This window comes from Methyloversatilis sp. RAC08 (assembly GCF_001713355.1).
Taxonomy (GTDB): domain Bacteria; phylum Pseudomonadota; class Gammaproteobacteria; order Burkholderiales; family Rhodocyclaceae; genus Methyloversatilis.
In genome coordinates this window covers 3,823,250-3,844,812 of record NZ_CP016448.1, presented here as the reverse complement: position 1 = coordinate 3,844,812, position 21,563 = coordinate 3,823,250, and the positions used below count along the sequence as shown (strand labels likewise).

Below are 21,563 nucleotides of genomic sequence, written 5' to 3'. Positions count from 1 at the left end.
GGTGGGCAACGTCGCGTCACTGCGGTCGAGATTTCGGTTCGGCGGGCGGCATCACGAACGACGGTGCTCAGAGATCGAGCGCCTCCTGCAGCAGGGCGTTGAATCGCTGTTCGTCGGGCGCGGTGTCGAGGCATTCGATGGATCGGTCGAAGCGGCTCCAGGCGGGCGCGCTGCGGGTCCATACATTGATCTGCGGCCAGAATATTTCCGGATCGTCCAGGCTGCCTGCCCACACACCCTGCATGTCGGGCACCAGATCGGCCAGTATGAACAGATTCGAGCCGCAGGCCGCGCACAGCCCGCGGCTGACCTTGCGACCGCTCTCGGCGTGCAGCGAGGCATAGCGAGGTTCGGGACCGGAAATCGTGAGCGCGCCTTTCGATACGTACATGACCGGGCAGTACGCACTGCCGCTGGCGCGCTGACAGTCGCGGCAATGGCAGTTCCACGAGAAAAGCGGCTTGGCCGAACATGTGTAGCGGATGGCTCCACACGAGCAGCCGCCCGAAAAAGGAGTGTTCATTGCACCTCCGGATTGTCATCGAGTGATGGGAGTGACCTCACGACCGCATCGATAACATAGGTGAAGGCGCGACGGCTTTCCAGAATCAGTGCGCCGGAAGCGGATATGGGATGTCTGATACTTACTTCTGAAAACAGTAATTTTCAGAACTTGTAGATTCCGGTTCCGGCAGCCCGCCCGAACCCTTTCGCCCGCTCAGCCTTGCTCGCCCTGGGTTTGCGCGCCATCGTCCATGCCCGCCGGATGACCCGCCTTCGATTGCACCTTCAGGTGCAGCGCAGCCTTGGCCATCAGATTGGCCGATACCGGCGCGGTGATGAACAGGAACAGCGTGATCAGCAGTTCGGGCACACCGAAGCGGCCGCTGGCCCAGCTGTGGATCATCGCGGCGATCAATACGCCGCCGACGCCCAGCGTCGTGGCTTTGGTCGGTGCGTGCAGGCGCATGAAGAAATCGCCGAAGCGCACGAGGCCGATGCCGCCGACCAGCGTGAACAGCGCGCCGATGACGAGCATCAGCGATATCAGGGCTTCGACCAGTGGATGCAGGGTGTCCATATGTATATGCCTTACTCGATCACGTCGCCGCGTGTCAGATAGCGCGCCAGCGCCACGGTCGACACGAAACCCAGCATGGCGACGATCAGCGCCGCCTCGAACAGCAGTTCGGTCTGCTGGCGGATGCCAAGCAGCACGACCAATGCCACCACATTGATGTAGAGCGTATCGAGCGCCAGCAGGCGGTCGGTCACCTCCGGGCCGCGGAACAGCCGGAAGGCGCACAGCAGCATGGCCAATGCAACGGCGGCGACGGCAATGTCGAGGGCCAGCAGCATCATTCGAAAATCTCCCGCAAGGGTCGTTCGTAACGATTCTTGATGTCCTGCGCCATCGCAGCCGGGTCGCTGCAGTCGAGCGCATGCACCAGGATTTCGTGGCGGTCCTCGTCTATCACGCACGACACCGTACCCGGCGTCGTCGTGATGATGGTCGCCAGCAAGGCGATGCCGTTCGGGTGACGGATGTCCAGCGACACCGGCACCCACGCAGGCTGCGGCTCGCGCGCTGGATTGAGGACGATTTTCGCGACCGTGATGTTGGACACCACGATGTCCCACAGCACGATGCCGGCAAAGCGCACGACGGTTGCCCAGGACGACACCTTCACCTGCGGCCCGAGAAAACCCGCCAGTACGCGTGGCAGCAGCAACGCAAGCACCGTGGCGGTGATCAGCTGCGGTACGGCGAACGACTGCTGCAGCAGAAGCCAGCTGACCGCGATGATGGCGGACATGAAAGGGTGCGCGAGCCAGCGCTTCGAACGGGCTGTTTCGGTCGCCATCACGGCCCTCCTTCCGTGCCCTGCCCCACCGGCACACCTGGCGCCGGTCGCGGGAAAACATAGGGCAATGTGGTGTCGACACCCTCGCCGCCCAGCACGCCGAGCGCGTAGGCACGGTGGTCGGTCAGCTGTGCGGCCGCAGCATCGGTGTAGCGCTTCAGCGGATCGGCCAGCACGGTCATCGCAACGCCACCGACCAGCAGCGCGATCGTCGCGAGCACCAGCTTGCCGCTGGCGCCCGCTGCGGTACCGGTGCCCGCCAGCTCGGGGCGCGTGCTCCAGAACAGCAGACTGCCGGCGCGCGCCAGTCCGACCAGCGTCAGGAACCCGACCGACAGCACGACAATCCAGATCCACACCTGCGCATCGTGACCGCTGGACGCCTGCAGCACCATCAGCTTGCCGATGAAGCCGGGCAGCGGCGGCAGGCCGGCAGCCGAGGCGGCGGCGAGCAGCAGCATCAGGCCGAGCAGCACCGGCTGTGCCACCGGTGCGCCGGCTTCGAGCCGGCTGTCGGCGTCGCCGCGTTGCGACGCGACCAGTTCGACCAGCAGGAACAGCGCTGCGATGACCAGCGTGCTGTGCGCCATGTAATACAGAGCGGCGGACCAGGCAGCGGTGCTGAACAGACCGAGTGACGCGAGTATCGTGCCGACCGACGCGATCGTCAGATAGGCGACCAGCCGCGGCAAGGTCTGTGCGGCCAGTGCGCCGAATACCGCCAGCGCGCTGGTACCCAGCGCCAGCGGCAGCAGCCAGGGCTCGGCAACCAGCGCCGACGCACCGCCATCGGCGCCGAAAATGACGCCATGCACGCGCACGATGCTGTAAACGCCGACCTTGGTCATCAACGCGAACAGCGCCGCCACCGGCGCGCTGGCTGCGGCATAGGTCGCCGGCAGCCAGAGGTACAGCGGCAGCATGGCCGCTTTCACACCGAACACCACCAGCAGGATGAGCGCCGCCGCCTTCAGCACCAGCGCCTCGTCACCGGTGACCTGCGGCACGCGCTGCGCCAGATCGGCCATGTTCAGCGTGCCGGTCACGGCGTAGATCAGCGCCACGCCGATCAGGAACAGCGCCGACGCGGCGAGATTGATCGCCACATACTGAACGCCGACGCGGAAGCGCTCCTTGCCCTGACCATGCACCAGCAGCACGTAGGACGCGATCAGCAGCACTTCGAAAAACACGAACAGGTTGAACAGGTCACCGGTGACGAAGGCGCCGCACAGACCCATCAGCTGAAACTGGATCAGCGCATGGAAATGCCGGCCGTGACTGTCCCAGCCACCGCTCGCGTACAGCAGCACCGGCAGCGCGACCGCCTGCGTGAGCACCAGCATCAGCGCCGACAGCCGGTCGATCACCAGCACGATGCCGAACGGTGCCGGCCAGTCGCCGACGCGATACACGCGCAACTCACCGTCATGCGCGTCGAGCGCAAGCTTGAGCGCCAGCAAGAGGCCGAGCGCGACCGATGCCAGCGCGATGCGCCGCGCCAGCACCAGGCGGTCTCGACTGTCGCCGATCAGCACCAGCAGCATCGCGGTGAAGGCGGGCAGCAGCACAGTGAGCACCGGCAGATGCGGCGAAATCAGGCTGACCATGCTCATGCGCCGGGCTCCTTGCCGTCGACCTGGTCGGTACCCGACTCGTGATGGCTGCGCAGTGCCAGCTCGATGACGAAGCCGGTGGTGGCGAAGCCGATGACGATGGCGGTCAGCACCAGCGCCTGCGGCAACGGATCGGCCACCACCTCGCCGTTGCCGATGATGGGCTGCGCACCGGTCCACAGACGGCCCATCGCGAAGATGAACACATTCACCGCGTAACCGATCAGCGTCAGGCCAAGCACGACCGGAAAGCTGCGGCCGCGCAGCATCAGAAACACGCCGCAGGCGGTGACCCAGCCGATGCCGCTGGCGACCAGAAACTCCATGCTCACATTCATCCGTGATTCTCCTTGCTGGCGGCGCCGAGCACCGACAGCATCAGCAGCGTTGCGCCGACCACGGTGATGTAAACCCCGAGGTCGAACACCGCTGCGCTGGCCAGCGGCAGTTCTCCGAGCACGGCTACCGTCGGGTGACCGTGCGCGCTGGTCAGGAAGGGTTTGCCGAACACGAAGGCGGCCACACCGGTCAGCCCGGCGATAGCCAGGCCGCTGCCTATCCAGCGGCTGAAGCGGCGCCCGGCCGCGCCATGCAGCGCCGATTCGGCACGCGCCTGGCCGAGCGCCATGAATTGCAGCACCAGCGCCACTGCGGTGACGAGACCGGCGATGAAACCGCCGCCCGGCAGGTTGTGGCCGCGCCAGAAGATGTAGGCCGACACCACCAGCGCCAGCGGCAGCACGATGCGCGCCGCAACGCGCAACAGCAGCGGCTGCTGTTCGAAGGTCCACGCACGCCCGGCGGTATCGACCGCCGGCCGCTTCACGCGCAGGCCGTCGAGCAGCGCCAGCGCGCCCAGCGCGGCGATGCCGAGCACGGTGATTTCGCCGAAGGTGTCGTAGCCGCGGAAATCGACCAGGATCACATTCACCGCATTGGTGCCGCCACCGCCGGGCAAGGTGTTGTCGAGGAAGAACCAGGAAATCGACGAATGGTCGCGCGTCAGCATCAGCCAGGCCAGCGCCGCCACGCCGCCGCCGGCTGCCAGCGCGAGCGCGGCGTCACGCCCGTAACGCAGCGAACTCGACTCGCGCGGCGAGGTCTGCGGCAGCAGCGCAAGCCCCATCAGCAGCAGCACGGTAGACACCACTTCGACCGACAGCTGGGTCAGCGCCAGATCGGGCGCCGACAGCGCGACGAAAGTGAGCGCGGTCACCATGCCGACGACGCCGGTCAGCACGACCGCCTGGAAGCGAGCGTGGTGCGTCCACACCAGGGCCGCGCCCGCCGCGAGCAGCAGCGCCCACACGACGATGGCCAGAGGCGGCGCGTCGAGCAGCGTGCGACTGCCGGCCTGGGGCAGATTGTCCGCGGCACCGAAAGTCGCCGCGGCCAGCACCAGCACCAGCAGCACCATCAGTGCCAGCGAGCGCTGGAGCGATCCGTTTTCAATGCGGCCGGTCAGCCGGCCGGCGAAGGCGAACAGGCTGTCCATCAGGCAGGTGAAGCTGGCCTTGCCGGACCAGCGCTGCGGCGTGTAGCCCGGCAGGCCGAACGACTTCTGCAGCGCAAAGTACAGCGCCAGACCGCCCGCCACGGCGATGGCGCTCATCAGCAGCGGCAGATTGAAGCCGTGCCAGATCGCCAGGTGATAGTCGGGGGGGGCGGTACCAAGCAGCGCGGTCGCGGCCACGTGGACCAGCGGGCCGTAGGTGATGGCTGGCAGCACACCGACGACGACGCACAGCACGGCCAGCAGCGCGACCGGCGCCAGCATGCCGATCGGCGGGTCGTGCGGATGTGCATCCGGCGGCAGATCCTTCGGCGCGCCATTGAAGAATGTGGCGTGCACCAGTCGCACCGAATACGCCATCGAACAGATGCCGGCGAAGGTGGCGATGACCGGCACGGCCGCACCCCACGGCAGCGTCGACTCGACCGCTTCGTGGAAGAACATTTCCTTGGACAGGAAACCGTTGAACAGCGGGATGCCGGCCATCGCCGCGGCGGCCGTCATGGCGAACGTGGCGGTCCAGGGCATCAGCCGGTACAGGCCGCCGAGGCGGCGCAGGTCGCGCGTGCCGGTCTCGTGGTCGATGATGCCGGCGCTCATGAACAATGCCGCCTTGAAGGTGGCGTGATTCAGGATGTGGAACACGGCGGCCACCGCCGACAGCGGCGAACCCAGCCCGATCAGGAAGGTGATGAAGCCGAGGTGGCTGACCGTCGAGTAGGCGAGCAGCGACTTCATGTCGTGCTTGAAGATCGCCACCCATGCCGCGAAGGCCACGGTTGCCAGTCCGAAACTGGCGACCACCCCCTCGAACAGGTCCGTGCCGCCGAGCGCCGGATAGAGCCGGGCGAGCAGGAACACGCCGGCTTTCACCATGGTGGCCGAATGCAGATAGGCCGATACCGGCGTCGGGGCCGCCATCGCTTCCGGCAGCCAGAAGTGGAAGGGCACCTGCGCGCTCTTGGTGAAGCAGCCGACCAGGATCAGCCCGAGCAGCAGCGGATACAGCGGGTCGGCCTTGATGATGTCGCCGCGCGTCAGCAATTCGCTCAGTTCATAGGTGCCGGCAACCTGGCCCAGCAGCACGAAGCCGGCCAGCATGACCAGACCGCCGCCGCCGGTGACCGCCAGCGCCATGCGCGCACCCGCCCTCGCCTCTTCCTTGTGGCCCCAGTAGCCGACCAGCAGGAAGGACGACACGCTGGTCAGCTCCCAGAACACCACCAGCAGCATGATGTTGTCCGACATGACCACGCCGAGCATGGCCGCCATGAACAGCATCAGCAGCGTGTAGAACTTGCCGGCCGGGTCCGATGCCGCCAGATAGAAATGCGCGTAGATGACGATCAGCAGACCGATGCCGGTGATCAGCAGCGCGAACAGGAGCGCCAGGCCGTCGAGCCGCCAGCCGATGGCCAGACCGAGCGACGGCACCCAGTCGGTATGGGCGATCAACGTCTGGCCGGCCAGTATCTGCGGTGCGAGTGAAAGCAGAAGCGCCAGCGCAGCGACGGTCACGCCGCCGGCCGCCAGGGCGGTCAGCGTGCGGCGGGCGGGCGAATTGTCCCGGCCGAGGCCGAAACACAGCAACGTGCCTGCCAGCAAGGGCAGCAGCACTATCGTGGCAAGTGGATTCATGGGCGCTGCGAAGTCGGGCTACGTCTGTCCGGCCGAAGAATAACCTTGTTTGATCCGAGTGCTCCGATGGGCGGAGCGCTCGACAGGCTCGTGTCGTTGTCGAGTCCGGATGATCGTATCCCTGACTGACGCGAACCTGACCGGTGCAATCGCCGGTTGGTTCCGCAGGCCGGTTACCATCCGGCTGCCCTGCCCTGCAACGTTGTCCGCCCGATTCTGCCATGAGTGACGAAAGCGCCCTGCCCGAACTGCCGGTTCCGATCCGTCCGCTGGATGAAGTCACCGTGCCCGCCGCGCTCGACGGTCACGATGGCATCAACCGCGCAGATGCCGCGCGCCTGCAGATCAGTGCCTCGAACGACGTCGACGCCATCCGCTGCTTCCTGACCGAGTACGAACAGTCGCCCGGCACGCACCGCATCTACCAGCGCGAATGCGAGCGGCTGCTGCTGTGGTCGCTGATCGAATGCGGCAAACCGCTGTCGAGCCTGAACCGGCAGGACTTCGAAGGCTATCTGCACTTTCTCGCCGATCCGCAGCCGGCGAAGCTGTGGTGCGCGCCCAAGGTGCCGCGCGTGAAGCCCGCATGGCGGCCCTTCGTCGGCCCGCTGTCGGATTCGGCGGTACTCACCGCCATCGCTGCGATCAATTCGCTGATGGCCTATCTGGTGGACGCCGGCTACCTGTCGGGGAACCCGCTCGGGCTGATCCGGCAGCGCCGGCGCAAGCTGAACATGGCGGCGACCGGGCCGGCCCAGGTGATCGCGCAGACCGAGGAAATGCAGAAGATCGAGCGTTTTCTCGATGCGGAGATGTGGCATGCGGTCACCCGTGCCATCGAAGCCCTGCCGCGCGAAACCGACGGAGAACGCGACGAGTACGAACGCGCACGCTTCATCGCCGCCCTGCTCTACATGCTGGCACCGCGTGCCGGCGAGCTGGAATCGCATCGCATGAACAGCTTTCGCGAGGAACGCGGCCGCTGGTGGTGGCATGTTGTCGGAAAGGGCGGCAAGCAGGCCAGAGTGCCGGTAGCCGACGACATGGTGCATGCGCTGGTGCGTTACCGGAAACATCTGGGGCTCAGCGCCATGCCGAAACGCACCGACCTCACGCCGCTGCTGGTGTCGATCAAGGACCGCAGCCCGATCACCGCACGCCGGCTGAACCAGATCCTGAAAAAGCTGTTCAACGCCGCCGCCGACCTGTTGCCCGAGGCGTCGGAACACAAGCGCGAAAAGCTGCGCGCCGCATCGGCGCACTGGGGACGCCATACCGGCATCACGGCCAAGCTCGACAGCGGCATGAACGAACGTTTCGTACAGAAGGACGCCCGTCATACCGACGCGCGCACGACGCAGCGCTACATCCACGAAGAGGAAGAACGCTGGCATGACGAAGCGCAGAAGCAGCAGTTGCCCTGGGCCAGTCCGTCCGATGACGATGCACTGAAGAAGCCCTGACCGGCAGACAGATATTTTTCTCCGGGTGAAGTAAGCATGGTGATGGCGACCGGGTCTAGTGGCGGGAGAGCGCAATGCGCAGCCACCGGCCGGCGGGTGTTGTTCTCGCACAGACCCAGACGGGCACACGCCCCTACACAAGCCCATTACCCAGGAGAACATGATGACCACATTGAATTTCGGTGCTTCGATTGCCGCTGCCGCTGCTGCGCTCGCCCTGTCCGGTTCGGTTTTTGCCGCGGACGCGCCGGCGGGTTCGAAGGGCATGGCCATTGGCGCCAGCGACAAGGTGCATTGCTACGGCCTGCACGCCTGCAAGGGCAACAGCGACTGCGCCACCGCGGAGCACAGCTGCAAGGGCCAGAATGCCTGCAAGGGCCATGGCTTCAAGGGCATTCCGGCCAAGGATTGCCTGTCACAGGGCGGCACCATCGGCGATCTCGTCGCCAAGTAAGCCCGCGCACGCGTTGCGGCTATTCGCCGTTCGCGCACCGCTCGCCTGCCCGCAAGGGCATGTGGTCCGGTCGCGAACGGTTTTCCATCTCCCGCGATGTCGCCGGCGGACAAGACTGCCTCCATGAACAAACTGACGCGTGAATCACCCGGATTCGGACTGGGATTGCGCCCTGCCCACTACGCTGCGCTGCTCGAACAGCGGGCGCCGCTCGACTGGCTGGAAATCATTTCCGAAAACTTCATGGTCGACGGCGGCAAGCCGATGGCCATGCTGGACCGGCTGCGTGCGGACTACCCGATGGCCATGCACGGCGTGGCGTTGTCGATCGGCTCCGACGAACCGGTCGATCGCCACTACCTCGCCCGACTGAAGCGGCTGGCCGAACGCATCGACCCGCTGTGGATTTCCGATCACCTGTGCTGGACCGGCTTCAACGGCCGCAATTCGCATGACCTGCTGCCACTGCCCTACACCGAAGAATCCGCCCGCCTGCTGGTGCGAAAGATCGGTCAGGTGCAGCACGAACTGGGACGCCGGCTGGTACTCGAAAACGTGTCGAGCTATCTGGGCTACGGCATGTCGGATGCGACCGAGTGGGATTTCATCCGCGCGGTGGCCGACGAAGCGGATTGCCTGCTGCTGCTCGACGTGAACAACATCTACGTGAGCAGCGTCAATCACGGCTTCGACGCGCTCGACTTCCTGCACGCGATGCCGGCGAACCGCATCCAGCAGATCCATCTGGCCGGCCATTCGACGCATGACGATCATCTGGTCGACACGCACGACCATCCGGTATGCGAAGAGGTCTGGGCGCTGTACGACATCGCCTGCGGCATGTTCGGCAACGTGGCGACGATGATCGAGCGCGACGACCACATTCCGGAACTGCCCGAACTGCTGCACGAACTCGACCGCGCCCGGCGCATCGCGATCCGCGCCGAGACCTTCGAAAGGGCCGTGGCATGAGCGCACTCGCCAGCCTGCAGACGCAATTCATCGATTACCTGCACGACAGGCCGAACGACTTCCTGAGCACGCTGGCCGACGCCGGCGGGCTGGCGAAGGCGGCCCGCGCGCATATCTATTTCAATGCTTACCGCGTCCGCCTGATCGACACGCTGAAAGACAGCTTCGACAAGACCTGGGCGTGGCTGGGCGACGAGCGCTTCGAATCCACCGCCCTGGCCTGGGTCGCCGACCATCCGCCAAGCCAGTTCAGCCTGCGGCCGTTCGGCCGCACCTTCGCCGACTGGCTGGGTGCAGCATGGCCGGACGACCCGGAAGTGTCGGAGCTGGCCCGCCTCGACTGGGCGATGCGGCAGGCCTTCGACGGTGCCGACGCCGAACCGGTCACCGGCGCAACGCTGGCCGACTTCGGCGATGACGACTGGGCGCAGGTGGTGTTCCGCCTGCACCCGACGGCACAGTGGCTGCTCGTCACGCGAAATACGCTGGACCTGTGGCATGCGATGGACCGCAGCGACGCCCCGCCGCAGGTCGACGTGCTGGCCCGACCGGGCCGACTGCTCGTGTGGCGCAAGGGCTTCCAGCCGCACTTTCGCTCCATCGACGACGACGAAGCCGCCATGCTCGAGGCGATGGCATCGGGCACCCCCTTCGCCGCTGCGTGCGAATCGGTCACCGCCGAAGACGCCCGCACCCTGATCGGCGGCTGGCTGGCACGCTGGCTCGACGACGGGTTGCTAGTCGTGTCAGCGAACGCACCCTGACCCCGAGCGCAGGCTCACCTGCATCGCGTAAGGCGTTCGTTCGCGACGCGCGTCAGATCACGCCCTGCGCCAGCATGGCGTCCGCCACCTTGACGAAGCCGGCGACGTTGGCGCCATCGACATAGCTCAGGCGACCATCCGGCCGCTTGCCGTACTGCAGGCAGGCGGCATGGATGCCCTGCATGATGTGCAGCAGCCGGGCATCGACTTCGTCGCGCGTCCAAGACATCCGGATCGCGTTCTGGCTCATTTCCAGACCCGACGTGGCGACGCCGCCGGCATTCGAGGCCTTGCCCGGCGCGTACAGCACGCCGGACGACTCGAATGCGCGCACCGCTTCGAGGGTCGACGGCATGTTGGCGCCTTCGGCCACGCATTTCACGCCATTGGCGATCAGCGTGCGGGCGTCGCGCTCGTCCAGTTCGTTCTGTGTCGCGCACGGCAAGGCCAGGCCGACCGGCACCTGCCAGGGGCGCACCCCGGATTCGAAGCGCGCGCCGACCTGCTTCGCATAATCGCTGATGCGGCCATAGGCGCGGTTCTTCACATCCATCAGGATGTCCAGCTTTTCCGGCGTGAAACCGTCTTCGTCGATCACCGTGCCGGCTGAATCCGACGCCGTCACGACGCGCGCGCCAAAGGCCATCGCCTTTTCGATGGCGTACTGCGCGACGTTGCCCGAGCCGGACACCGCGACCCGCATGCCATCCATCGACTGGCCGGCGTGGCACAGCATTTCCTCGGCGAAATACACCGTGCCGTAACCGGTCGCCTCCGGGCGGATCAGCGAACCGCCGAAACTGAGGCCCTTGCCGGTGAACACGCAGTCGGCCCGATTGCTCAGCTTCTTCATCATGCCCGCCATGAAGCCGACTTCGCGGCCGCCGACGCCAATGTCGCCAGCCGGCACGTCGGTGTCCGAACCGATGTGGCGGAACAGTTCCGACACGAAGGCCTGGCAGAAGCGCATCACCTCTCCCGGGCTGCGGCCTTTCGGATCAAAGTCCGAACCGCCCTTGCCGCCGCCCATCGGCAGCGTGGTCAGCGCGTTCTTGAAGGTCTGTTCGAAAGCCAGAAACTTCAGGATCGACAGGTTCACCGATGGATGGAAGCGGATGCCCCCCTTGTACGGACCGATGGCCGAACTGTGCTGGATGCGGTAGCCGCGATTGACCTGCACATCGCCCTGATCATCGACCCAGGACACGCGGAACATCAGGACGCGCTCGGGTTCGACCAGCCGGTCGAGCAACGCGTGTTCGGCGTAACGCGGATGCATTTCGATATGAGGCCACAGGCTTTCCATGACCTCGGTCACCGCCTGCAGATATTCCGGCTGCCCCGGATTGCGGGCGTCGACATGGGCGATGAATGCTTCGAAATTGCTGTGTTTCACTCGTTTCTCCAGAAAGAGGCGGGACATCCGATGCACCAAGGGCGCGCATTCTGAGGTAAATCATGACATTCCGCACTTGTTTGGTGCGGCATCGCCTGCAACAACCTTGCACTTGTCAGCCGACCTTCCGCACTGCAGCAGTGCGTGCAATGGCGCACCCTCCATGAAACGGCATCCCTGCACATGATCGGTGCAATCCTCCGGTCATGAACGCCTTCCTATGGTGCGTTCTTTGCTTTTCGCACCGCCACGGTGAATCGTGGAGGAATCATGGAAAGTTTCAAGACATCGACCGATGTGCTGTTCGTACTGCTCGGCGCCATCATGGTGCTGGCGATGCATGCCGGTTTTGCCTTTCTGGAAGTCGGTACGGTCAGACGCAAGAATCAGGTCAATGCCCTGGTCAAGATTCTGGTCGATTTCTGCGTGTCGACCTTGCTTTACTTCTTCGTCGGCTACGGCATCGCTTACGGCGTCAGCTTCTTCGGCAGCGCAACCGCGCTGACCCAGTCGAGCGGCTACGATCTGGTGAAGTTCTTCTTCCTGCTGACCTTCGCGGCAGCCATTCCGGCCATCGTGTCCGGCGGCATCGCCGAGCGCGCGCGCTTCTGGCCGCAGGTGGCCGCCACGGCGCTCATCGTCGGCCTGCTGTATCCGTTCTTCGAAGGCATGGTCTGGAACGGCAATTTCGGTTTCCAGTCGTGGATGGAGGCGCAATTCGGCCATCCGTTCCACGATTTTGCGGGGTCGATCGTGGTGCACGCCGTAGGCGGCTGGATCGCGCTGGCCGCGGTGCTGCTGCTCGGCGCACGGCGCGGGCGCTATTCGCGCGACGGCGGCATTTCGGCGCATCCGCCATCGAGCATTCCCTTTCTCGCGCTGGGCGCCTGGATACTGACCGTGGGCTGGTTCGGCTTCAATGTCATGAGCGCCCAGAAGCTCGAAGGCGTGAACGGGCTGGTGGCGGTCAATTCGCTGATGGCCATGGTCGGCGGCACACTGGCCGCGCTGGTCGCCGGCCGCAATGACCCCGGCTTCACGCACAACGGGCCGCTGGCCGGACTGGTTGCCGTATGTGCCGGATCGGACCTGATGCATCCGCTCGGCGCGCTGATGACCGGCGCGGTTGCCGGCGGCCTGTTCGTGTGGATGTTCACGCTGACCCAGAATCGCTGGAAGATCGACGACGTGCTCGGTGTGTGGCCGCTGCACGGCCTGTGCGGCACCTGGGGCGGCATCGCGGCCGGCATCTTCGGCATGCAGGCACTGGGCGGGCTGGGCAATGTGAGCTTCATGTCGCAACTGGTGGGGAGCGTCTCCGGCGTGCTGATCGCGCTGCTCGGCGGTTTCATCATCTACGGCCTGTTGAAGGCTTTCGTGGGCATCCGGCTTGATCCGGAACAGGAGCATGAAGGCGCCGACCTGGCCATTCACCGCATCAGTGCGTCGCCCGAACGGGAAACGCTGTGGTGATGCGATGGGCCCTGTAGGCGGGCGGTGACAGTCGGGGGCTGCGGCCGGCGACAGCCTGGACGAGCGGGAGAGCGCACAATCGCGCGGTCTTCCACGGAGCTTTCCCATGCACAGCACTTCCCGACCCCGTTTTTCCCTGGCGCGCCGGACCAACGTTCTGCTGGCCGGGCTGCTTGCGGCACTGACCACCCTGCCAGCCCACGCAGATCTGCTGCTGGCCACGCGCCAGACGCAGATCGAGCCGGGCCTGCCGCTGACGCTGACCGTGATCTCCACGGCCGGCGAAACGCTGCCTGACGATCTGAAGGCACGCGTCATCGTCGGCGTGCGGGCAGCCGACGTTGCGTTGCGCGCCAGGTCGCCGGCCGAGGCCGGTCGGCGCGAGTACGCCGCGGTCTTTCCGACCGATCTCGAAGGCACCGGCCGCATCGAACTGACCAGCGCGGCGTCCAGCGTACTGCTGGTGCAATTAAAGCCGGCGCCGCTGGCAGCCGGCGCCGTGGCTGTCACGACGCCGGACGCGGTCAAGGCCGCGAACGGAGATGCCGCCACGGCCGAACCGGTCGGCGTCGTGAATCTCGGCCGCAACCGACTCGGTCTGTCCACCCACGAACCGGTGTATTTCGTCGCCGGTTCGCGCGGCGACACGACGGGGCGCTTTCAGCTGTCGTTCAAGTTCAGGCTGTTCGATCCCGACGGCTGGGCGACCGTGATTCCGGTCGGCGAGCTGCTGACCGGCCTGCACTTCGGCTACACGCAAACCTCGATCTGGGACTGGAGCAGCGATTCCAAGCCATTCCGCGATACCGTCTACAAGCCGAGCTTCTTCTATGAATTCGGCCCTTACAGGCAGATCGGCTCGCGCCACACCTTCACCGCACAGGCCGGTTACGAGCACCAGTCCAACGGTCGCGACGCCGACGAATCGCGCTCGATCGACACCTTGTTCGTGAAGCCGTCATGGCGCTGGGACCTTGACCACAACACCCATGTCGGCGCCTCGCTGAAGGTATTCGACTACACCGACCGCGACCCGACCAACCGCGACATTTCACGCTATCGCGGCTATGCACTACTCGGCGTCGAGGTGGGCAACGATGACGGCTGGCTGCTCAAGGCCGAAAGCTATCCAGGCAGCCAGGGTTCGCTGCAGATCGACCTGTCGTACCGCCTCAAGCGCCTGCTGATCGCAGACGCGGGCGCCGGCGGCTTCCTGCACTTCCAGTACTTCAACGGCTATGGCGAAAGTCTGGTCGACTACAACCGCAGCGGTCCGGCCCAGTTCCGGGTTGGTTTTTCGATCGTGCGGTAACGACGTCCTGCCGCGGATGGGTGCGATCAAACCATCCGGCATACGTCAGGCGTGCGGCACGCCATCGCTGCTGCGGAATACCGGTTCGGCCAGCAGATGCACGGTGAAACAGCTGCCTTCGCCCGGCGTGCTGCTCACCGTGATGCTGCCGCCGTAGCGTTCGACCAGTCCGAGCGACACGGACAGGCCTAGACCGGTGCCTTCGGCGCGCTTGGTCGTGAAGAACGGATCGAATACGCGGCCGAGGTTTTCTGCGGTGATGCCGTGGCCGGTGTCGCTTACCAGAATGTCGGCTCCGGGTGCGGCTCCCGCCGAATCACTGCGCTCGCGGCTGGCCAGCGTCAGCGTGCCGCCGTCGGGCATGGAATGCAGCGCATTGATCATCAGGTTCACCAGAACCTGCTGCAGTTCGTCGCGGTTGATGCGCACGCGTGTCTGCGCCTGCAGATCGAACACGATGTCGACCGCCGGTGCCGGTACCTGATGCAGCACCAGCGGCAGCGTTTCGCGCAGCAGCGCCGATACGTCCACCTCGTCGATGTAGCCGGCAAACTCACCCGGCCGCGCGTACTGCAGCAGCTTGGTGACGATCAGCCGGATGCGGTTGATCTGTTCATCGAGCAGGCGTATTTCGGTCGAGACACTGCTCGCGGCATCGCCCAGCAGTTCGCGCATCAGGTCCAGATTGCCCTGCATGACGGCGATCGGATTGTTTATTTCGTGTGCCACGCCGGCCGTCAGCTGGCCGATTGCGGCCAGTTTTTCCGAGCGGACCAGCTGACGCTGCGTTTCGCGCAGTTCCGCCGTGCGCTCCACCACCTTGTGGTCAAGTTCGGCATTGAGCTGTTTCAGTTCCGCCTCGCGCGCTGCCACGGTGTCAAGCAGGGTGTCGAGGTGAGCCGCCAGACGGGCCACTTCCTCACCACCCGACACCGCACCGGTGCGCGCTGCGGCGTCGCCCTGCTCGACCGCGCTGATCGTTGCATCCATGCGCTCGATCGGCCGGAAGATGCTGCGCGCCCCGCGCAGCGACAGCACGACCCCGGTCGCCATGATGAGCGCGAACAATCCGATCAATGCCGCGAGGATGTTCTGCTTCACGTCGCGGAACGGTGCTTCGAGAAAACCGACGTACAGCATGCCGACGCGCCGCCCCTCGCCGTCGACCACCGGCTCGTAGCCGGACACATACCAGTCGTTCACGACGAAGGCGCGGTCCAGCCAGCGTTCGCCGTTGTCGAGCACGCGGTGGCGCACCGCCGCCGACACGCGAGTGCCGAGTGCGCGGTCGCCACCGAACATCCGCACATTGGTCGCGATGCGCACGTCATCGAGAAACAGCGTGGCAGTTCCGCGCGAACCGAGCGGCAGCGCGCCGTCGTTGTAGACCAGATCGTTGATCGTATCGACAAAGTCGAGGTTGCGATTCAGCAGCTGGCCGCCTTCGAGCACCGCGATCTGCCGCCCCTGGGCATCGACCACCGGACTGGCGACATGGATCACCATGCCGCGCTCTTCTTCGGTGCGCGGATCCGGGCGGGCGTTCTCGGTCGGCACGATGGCCAGGCGTGCGCGTTCGCGCAGCGGCGGGCCGACCTGTTCAAGCTCGGGCGCGCTGAAGATGGACAGGGCCACCTGCGCTTCACCGGCCAGCGCCGCAGCGACCACCGGCCAGTGGCTGCGCGGCGTCGTGCCGGTGTCACGGCGGTGCGTGCCGTATTCGTCGGTGGAACTGGCGACGACGCGGCCGGCGTCATCGAGCAGGTGCAGGTAGTCGAAGCGGCGCGAAGAGGCCTGCTGCGCCAGCATGGCACCCAGCGTGGCGTCATCGCCCATGGCGCTGCGCAGGCGGCCTGATCCGGCCAGCCCGGCCACCGCCAGCTTCTGCGCTTCGAGCACCCGGTCCAGATACTGACGGGCAATCGTCAGTTCGGCATTGACCTTGTACACCAGCAACCGGTCGTAAGCCGAATTGCCCCAATACACGACCAGGCCGATCAGCAGCGGCAGCATCAGCAACGGCGGCGCCAGCACCAGCAGCAGCAGGCGCGCGCGCACCGAACCCCCTCGCAGAGCTGAAAACAATCGCATAGGGCAAGGCGCCGTCAGTGTGGCGATGCCTCGAGCACGGTCAGCAGTGCCGAGGTGTCGCGGCTTGCGCCGCCCTGACCCATCAGCGCATTGAGCTGCTGCCATACCGCAGCCGACAGCGGCAGCGCCAGTCCGAGCGACGCCGCCTCGTCGAGCACGATGCCCATGTCCTTATGGTGCAGTCGGGCCTGCACGCCGGCCGAAAAGTCGCGCGCGGCCATCCGGCCGCCGAACAGATCGAGTGCCCTCGAGCCTGCCGAGCCGTGCATGACCGCCTCGCGCACCGTGCCGAAATCGACGCCATTTGCGCTGGCCAGCCGCGCCGCCTCGGCTGCCGCTTCGATGAAGGCGCACAGCAGAAGCTGGTTGCATGCCTTGGCGACCTGGCCGGCACCGTTCGGCCCGACATGCACCAGCGTGCTGCCGACCGACGACAGCAGCGGCCGCATGCGCTCGAACACCGCCGCATCGCCGCCCGCCATGATGGACAGGCTGGCGTCGATTGCGCCCCGTTCGCCGCCGGACACCGGCGCATCGAGCATGTCGATGCCGCGTCCGGCCAGCGCAGCGGCGATGTCGCGCGCGGTGGAGGGCGGAATCGTGCTGTGGTCGATGAACACGCAACCGGGCGACGCGCCTTCGATCACGCCGTCGGCGCCGAGCGCAACCTGACGCACGTCCGGCCCGGCGGTGACCACGCACAGCACGGCATCGGCGCCGCGCGCGCAGTCCGCGGGCGACGCGGCCGCACGGGCGCCGAGTGCGACCAGCGGCGCCATCGACTCGGCGCGACGCGCCCACACGGCAACATCATGGCCGGCGCGCAGCAGATTGGCGGACATCGCCCGCCCCATCGCGCCGAGGCCGATGAAGCCGGCCTTCATCCTTCGATGCCGCCCAGACCTTCCAGCACCTTGAGCACGGCGATCGAATCTTCTTCGCCCAGCCCCTGGCCGACCATGGCATTGAGCATCTGCGCGGCGGCGGCGGCGGCGGGCAGCGCCAAACCCATCTGGTGCGCCTCGTTCATCACGATGCGCAGATCCTTCTGGTGCATCCAGGACTTGAAACCCGGTTTGAAATTGCGGTCCAGCATGCGCTGGCCGTGATTTTCCAGGATGCGGCTGTAGGCGAAGCCGCCGAGCAGCGCTTCGCGCACGCGTGCCGCGTCGACACCGCTCTTTTCGGCGAAGGCAAAGGCTTCGGCCAGCGCCAGCACGCCGACACCGGTGAGAATCTGGTTGCAGGCCTTGGCCACCTGTCCGGCACCGCTGTCGCCGACCCGGGTCACGTTCTTGCCCATCAGCTGGAACAGCGGCAACACGTGGTCGAAGGCGGGCTGCGGTCCGCCGGCCATGATGGTGAGCGCCGCGTTGATGGCGCCGACTTCGCCGCCCGATACCGGCGCGTCGATCATCGCCACGCCCTTGGCTGCCAGCCGCGCGGCGATCGAACGCGCAGCGTCGGGCGCGATGGTGCTCATGTCGACGAACACCAGATCCGTGCGCCCGGCCGCGCCTTCGGCCACACCCTGCGGGCCGAGCGCGACCGCCTCGACGTCGGGTGCGTCGGCCACCATCGAAAACACGATGTCGGCTTCGCGCGCCACATCGGCGATCGACGTGTGCAGCGTGGCACCGCTGTCGCGGAACGGCGCCAGCGACTCCGGACGACGTGCCCACAGGTGCAGGCTGTGGCCGCCCGCGGCAAGGTGGCCGGCCATGGGCCGCCCCATCAGTCCCAGTCCGATGAAACCGATCTTCATGCTGTTCTCCTCGATTCGTTGTGCGCGCCTGTACCGGCGCTGCAGGGACTGCCGACTATAACGCAGCAGGCCACGCCGCCCGCGCGGGCATAATCCGGGCCATGGACTACACGAAACAGATCAAGGAAATCGGCCGCGGCGCCAAGGGCGCGCGCGCGCTGTCGCGCGATGATGCACAGGCGCTGTTCGGCGACATGCTCGACGGTCGCGTGCCGCCGCTGCAACTGGGCGCCATCGTGCTGGCGATGCGCATCAAGAGCGAATCACTGGAGGAACTGCTGGGTTTCAAGGCGGCGATCGATGCGCGCCTGACGCACATCGAGGCACCGCCCGGCCCGCGCACCGTGGTGCTGCCGACCTACAACGGCGCGCGCCGCCGCCCCAACCTGATGCCGCTGCTGGCCATGATGCTGGCGCGCGAGGGGGTGCCGGTGCTGATCCACGGCCACTTCGATTTCGACAGCCGGGCCGATCCTTTCGCACTGCTGGCCGCGCTCGAACTGCCGCTGGCCGACAGCGCCGCACACGCAGGCGAGCTGCTCGCGCACGGGCGCATCGCCTGCATCCAGGTCGCGAAACTCAGTCCGGGGCTGGACACGCTACTGTCGCTGCGGCCGCAGCTGGGCGTGCGCAACTCGGCGCATTCGATGACCAAGATGATCGATCCGCTGCCGGGGCGCAGCGTACGCGTCGTGCCGGTGACGCATCCGGAGTATCTGGACAAGATGTCGCAGTTCCTGCGCCTGGATGGCGGTCATTCGATGCTGTTGCGCGGCACCGAAGGTGAGGCCTATGCCAATCCGGCGCGCCGGCCGGCCCTGACCGGCTTCTTCGATGGCATCGAAAAGGTGTTGTGCGAGGCAGACGACAGCGCCGCTGCGCTGACCCAGCCGGAAGCCGGAATCGATGCGGCGGCCAATGCGGCGTTGATCCGCGAAATGCTGGCAGGCCGTCTGCCGCTGCCGGCGCCACTGCGGGCACAGTTCGACGCCTGCCGGGAACTTGCGGGGTGTTGACGCAAAAGCGGGGTCCGCGTTTTCAACGCAGACCCCGATATCGCTTTGATGGCCCCTAGTTCAGCTTGAACTGCCGGCTCGCGCCGACCAGCGACTCCGCCGTGTCGCCGAGCCGTGCAGCGGTGGCGCGGTCTTCCTCGGCGATCACCGCAGTGTCGTGCGCCAGCCCGGTGACCTGTTCGATGCCCTGCGCAATGCCGGTCGCCGCTCGCGTCTGTTCGCGCATCGATTCCGACATGCCGACGATGATGTCCATCATGGCGCCGATCTCGGATGACACGGCGGCGATGGAATCGCTGACCGATGCCACCTGATCGACCCCGCGCTGGGCTGTCGCCACGGTGTTGGCCACACTTTCGAGCGCGCGGTCCTTGCTGGTCTGCATCGCGTCGACCGTGCGGGCGATGTCTTCGGTCGCCAGGCGGGTGCGTTCCGCCAGCTTGCGCACCTCGTCCGCGACCACCGCAAACCCGCGCCCCTGCTCACCTGCCCGGGCAGCTTCAATGGCGGCGTTCAGCGCCAGCAGGTTGGTCTGATCGGCGATTTCCTTGATCAGCGCGACGATGGACTTGACGCTGTCGAATTGCGAGCCGATCAGTTCCATGCTGCTTTCCACCTCGTGGATCGCCTCGCCGGTCTGCCGGATGTCGCCGGCAAGCCCCTGCATGACGGCCACCCCGTTGTCGGCCGATTGACCGCTGCGCTGCACCCGCGCGCTCGCTTCATCCGCTTCGCCGGAAATGTGCTGGATCGACGTGGTCATCTGATGAACCGCGGCAGCCATGCGTTCGCTCGCTTCGCACTGTTCTCCGGTCGAGCGCGTGATGCGCTCCGAATTGACGCGCAGCGTATCCGCCACGTTGCGCGCGCTGACCGACTCGGTGACTATCAGACTGACCGTCTGCGCCAGTTTCAGTCGCATCGATTCCATCCTGCCCAGCAGCGGCATGCCCGGGTGCTGCGGCACATCCGACACCAGATCGCCCGCACCGATGCGCTCCGCGATGTCGCCGATCCACGCAGCCTGCAGGGCATCGCGCTTCAGGCCGATCGCCATGTAGCACAGCAACCCGGCCTCGGCCACGACGAACGCCGCATGTACGAACACCATCAACAGATTGGCGCCATCGGCGAACACGAAGACGCCGACACCGGCTGCCTGCATGAAATTGAACGCCAGGTGATGCACCGCGATCACGCCGGCGGCCATCACGATCGGACGCCAGTCACGGTAATAGAGCAGGAAGGCCAGCATGACGAAAATGGCGAAGTGCGCTTCGATCAGGCCACCGGTGAGCTGGATCAGCAGCGCCGCCAGCACCATGAACGCACTCGCGCAGGCCAGGCGGGTGACCAGTGCGCCCGGCGCCAGGTGATGGATCAGCAGCGGCACCACCGCCGCCGGCAAGCCGACCAGCAGCGAAACGAGCAGGTCGCCGTAAGCGGCGCCGACGGCTATGCAGACGATGGACAGCAGTGACGCGCTGATCAGCATTACGCGATCCGCCGCCGAATGGGCCGATTGAAGTACGTGTTCGTTCATGGCGAAACCTTGTAGGTGACAGTCGGGGTGCGCGGGGTCGTGCAGAGGTCCGCAGGCTTGTCCAGCATGTGCCCGGCGAGCGCAACGCCGCTGGCCACCAGCCAGCCGGTCAGCAGCAGCCACGCCAGTCGATCTGCAGAACGGTTGTGCGGCCGGGCGGGACATGAGATCGATCGGTCAGTCATGATCTGCTTAACGGCAGAAGGCGCTGACTTCTTGAAAGGCCCGGGCGGCGCACCACAAGGGTGCATTGATGCAGCCTGGCCGCCACCGCGGTGCGCAAGCACCCGTGTTTGGCGTCTGCGTGACAGTGCGCCACACCGGGCGACAGCCAGCTGAAAGCCTTGTTGGCCGGGCGTTGCCGCCGGTCAGGCGCTGCGTGCCGGCAAGTCGCGAACGCGATGGCAAAGGATTTGCTTAGTGTTTTTCGGTCACGTTGCATCCACGCGTGGTGGAACCTGACCGAAGTTCTGTTCATGTCACGATCATTCCTGCCGACTCGATTGCGCAACGCGCACCCGACCGGAGGACTAAAGAGCCAGGCAACCACGACGCAACGACGCGTCCTGCCTCGCCCGATGCGCGACCGCTGAACCGGGCCAACAACTCAGAGCGGTTTCGACCGCCCCTACATCGCGTCGAGCATCGCGCCTCGACAGCATCAATGTCGCGTCAGGCTCAG

20 protein-coding genes are annotated in these 21,563 nt (G+C 66.0%); 7 read left to right on the top strand and 13 right to left on the bottom strand.

Annotation, left to right across the window (positions count from 1 at the left end):
- Positions 1-67 precede the first annotated feature (67 nt).
- The 7 genes from BSY238_RS17455 to BSY238_RS17425 form a co-directional block, all read right to left on the bottom strand.
- On the bottom strand, positions 68-523 hold the full coding sequence (locus tag BSY238_RS17455) for a GFA family protein (RefSeq protein WP_083224093.1): 456 nt from the start codon (positions 521-523) through the stop codon (positions 68-70).
- A gap of 195 nt (positions 524-718) precedes the next feature.
- A complete protein-coding gene (locus BSY238_RS17450) occupies positions 719-1,081 on the bottom strand; it encodes a Na+/H+ antiporter subunit G (RefSeq protein ID WP_069040264.1) in 363 nt (120 codons plus the stop codon).
- Positions 1,082-1,092: 11 nt separating this feature from the next.
- Positions 1,093-1,362 (bottom strand): K+/H+ antiporter subunit F, encoded by a 270-nt coding sequence (locus tag BSY238_RS17445; RefSeq protein ID WP_069040263.1) that lies wholly within the window; start codon positions 1,360-1,362, stop codon positions 1,093-1,095.
- On the bottom strand, positions 1,359-1,865 hold the full coding sequence (locus tag BSY238_RS17440; RefSeq protein ID WP_069040262.1) for a Na+/H+ antiporter subunit E: 507 nt from the start codon (positions 1,863-1,865) through the stop codon (positions 1,359-1,361). Before BSY238_RS17440 ends, BSY238_RS17445 begins: the two co-directional genes overlap by 4 nt.
- A complete protein-coding gene (locus BSY238_RS17435) occupies positions 1,865-3,481 on the bottom strand; it encodes a monovalent cation/H+ antiporter subunit D (protein WP_083224092.1) in 1,617 nt (538 codons plus the stop codon). The genes BSY238_RS17440 and BSY238_RS17435 overlap by 1 nt, the downstream gene beginning before the upstream one ends.
- Positions 3,478-3,819 carry a Na+/H+ antiporter subunit C gene (locus BSY238_RS17430; RefSeq protein WP_069040260.1) on the bottom strand — a complete coding sequence of 114 codons (342 nt, stop codon included), beginning with the start codon at positions 3,817-3,819 and terminating at the stop codon, positions 3,478-3,480. The genes BSY238_RS17435 and BSY238_RS17430 overlap by 4 nt, the downstream gene beginning before the upstream one ends.
- A complete protein-coding gene (locus BSY238_RS17425) occupies positions 3,816-6,632 on the bottom strand; it encodes a monovalent cation/H+ antiporter subunit A (protein ID WP_069040259.1) in 2,817 nt (938 codons plus the stop codon). Before BSY238_RS17425 ends, BSY238_RS17430 begins: the two co-directional genes overlap by 4 nt.
- A 221-nt stretch (positions 6,633-6,853) precedes the next feature.
- On the opposite strand from BSY238_RS17425, the gene BSY238_RS17420 reads away from it, so the two are divergent.
- From BSY238_RS17420 to BSY238_RS17405, 4 genes are all read left to right on the top strand, one after another.
- On the top strand, positions 6,854-8,095 hold the full coding sequence (locus BSY238_RS17420; protein WP_069040258.1) for a tyrosine-type recombinase/integrase: 1,242 nt from the start codon (positions 6,854-6,856) through the stop codon (positions 8,093-8,095).
- Positions 8,096-8,258: 163 nt separating this feature from the next.
- Positions 8,259-8,549: a BufA2 family periplasmic bufferin-type metallophore gene (gene bufA2, locus BSY238_RS17415; protein WP_069040785.1), complete on the top strand. Its 291-nt coding sequence runs from the start codon at positions 8,259-8,261 to the stop codon at positions 8,547-8,549.
- Positions 8,550-8,672: 123 nt separating this feature from the next.
- Positions 8,673-9,521 (top strand): MNIO family bufferin maturase, encoded by an 849-nt coding sequence (bufB, locus tag BSY238_RS17410; RefSeq protein ID WP_069040784.1) that lies wholly within the window; start codon positions 8,673-8,675, stop codon positions 9,519-9,521.
- On the top strand, positions 9,518-10,285 hold the full coding sequence (locus BSY238_RS17405) for an HvfC/BufC N-terminal domain-containing protein (protein ID WP_069040257.1): 768 nt from the start codon (positions 9,518-9,520) through the stop codon (positions 10,283-10,285). Before bufB ends, BSY238_RS17405 begins: the two co-directional genes overlap by 4 nt.
- A 52-nt stretch (positions 10,286-10,337) precedes the next feature.
- Here the strand turns inward: BSY238_RS17405 and gdhA are convergent, their stop codons facing one another.
- On the bottom strand, positions 10,338-11,681 hold the full coding sequence (gene gdhA / locus BSY238_RS17400) for an NADP-specific glutamate dehydrogenase (protein ID WP_069040256.1): 1,344 nt from the start codon (positions 11,679-11,681) through the stop codon (positions 10,338-10,340).
- Positions 11,682-11,951: 270 nt separating this feature from the next.
- On the opposite strand from gdhA, the gene BSY238_RS17395 reads away from it, so the two are divergent.
- Entirely contained in the window at positions 11,952-13,154 is a 1,203-nt protein-coding gene (locus BSY238_RS17395; RefSeq protein WP_069040255.1) for an ammonium transporter, read from the top strand.
- A gap of 106 nt (positions 13,155-13,260) precedes the next feature.
- A complete protein-coding gene (locus BSY238_RS17390; protein ID WP_069040254.1) occupies positions 13,261-14,466 on the top strand; it encodes a phospholipase A in 1,206 nt (401 codons plus the stop codon).
- 45 nt (positions 14,467-14,511) lie between these two features.
- Here BSY238_RS17390 and BSY238_RS17385 read toward each other — a convergent pair whose 3' ends face one another.
- From BSY238_RS17385 to BSY238_RS17375, 3 genes are read right to left on the bottom strand one after another with little or no spacing between them, the layout of a single operon-like run.
- Entirely contained in the window at positions 14,512-16,524 is a 2,013-nt protein-coding gene (locus BSY238_RS17385) for a sensor histidine kinase (protein WP_223300198.1), read from the bottom strand.
- Between the two features lie 47 nt (positions 16,525-16,571).
- Positions 16,572-17,441, bottom strand: coding sequence for an NAD(P)-dependent oxidoreductase (locus BSY238_RS17380; protein ID WP_069040252.1), 870 nt, complete (start codon positions 17,439-17,441; stop codon positions 16,572-16,574).
- A complete protein-coding gene (locus BSY238_RS17375) occupies positions 17,438-18,337 on the bottom strand; it encodes an NAD(P)-dependent oxidoreductase (RefSeq protein WP_335625448.1) in 900 nt (299 codons plus the stop codon). Before BSY238_RS17375 ends, BSY238_RS17380 begins: the two co-directional genes overlap by 4 nt.
- Positions 18,338-18,423: 86 nt before the next feature.
- Here BSY238_RS17375 and ybiB point away from each other — a divergent pair, with 86 nt between their 5' ends.
- Complete coding sequence (gene ybiB, locus BSY238_RS17370; RefSeq protein WP_069040250.1) at positions 18,424-19,338, top strand: DNA-binding protein YbiB; 915 nt, start codon at positions 18,424-18,426, stop codon at positions 19,336-19,338.
- A 55-nt stretch (positions 19,339-19,393) separates the two neighbouring features.
- On the opposite strand, the gene BSY238_RS17365 is transcribed toward ybiB, so the two are convergent.
- A complete protein-coding gene (locus tag BSY238_RS17365; RefSeq protein WP_069040249.1) occupies positions 19,394-20,881 on the bottom strand; it encodes a methyl-accepting chemotaxis protein in 1,488 nt (495 codons plus the stop codon).
- Positions 20,878-21,066, bottom strand: coding sequence for a hypothetical protein (locus BSY238_RS17360; RefSeq protein WP_069040248.1), 189 nt, complete (start codon positions 21,064-21,066; stop codon positions 20,878-20,880). The genes BSY238_RS17365 and BSY238_RS17360 overlap by 4 nt, the downstream gene beginning before the upstream one ends.
- Positions 21,067-21,563 lie beyond the last annotated feature (497 nt).